Source organism: Modicisalibacter tunisiensis (assembly GCF_020148005.1).
Lineage (GTDB): Bacteria > Pseudomonadota > Gammaproteobacteria > Pseudomonadales > Halomonadaceae > Modicisalibacter > Modicisalibacter tunisiensis.
On the sequence record NZ_JAGXFD010000001.1, the window covers coordinates 9,471 to 10,000 of the forward strand.

The 530-nt window shown below is 70.8% G+C and carries 1 protein-coding gene; it reads right to left on the reverse strand.

All coding sequences use genetic code 11. The features are described from left to right. The coding region (locus KGQ91_RS00055) for a BCCT family transporter (protein ID WP_224419930.1) at positions 1 to 530 on the reverse strand (530 nt) is incomplete at both ends.

Below are 530 nucleotides of genomic sequence, written 5' to 3' on the forward strand. Positions count from 1 at the left end.
GACCAGCCCAGCAGCTCGTGCAGGCCGAAGCTGACCTGGGTGGCCAAAAAGCCGATCGGCCCCACGGTGCCGGCGACCACCGCGATCACGCACAGCGCATCCACCACGCCGCCGAAGGCGCCGCGCATGATCCGCTCGCCGAACACCGGGTAGAGCAGTGTGCGCGGCTGCAGCGGCTGGCCCTTGACGTAGTGGGCGTGGGCCAGCACTACCGCGGTCAGGGTGCCGAGCACCGCCCAGGCGAGAAAGCCCCAGTGCATGAAGGCCTGGGCCAGCGCGCCGGGCACCGCCGCGGCGGTACCCGCCTCGGTGTCGAAGGCCGGCGGGGTGACCACGAAGTGGTAGACCGGCTCGCCGGCGGCGAAGAACACCCCGCCGCCGGCGAGCAGCGTGCAGAGGATGATCGACAGCCACTTGAAGGTGCTCATCTCGGGGACGGCGAGATCGCCGATGCGCGCCTTGGCGGCGGGGGTGGCCGCCAGGCCGATGGCGATGAAGAAGGTCAGCAGCAGCAACAGCTGGAAGTAGGC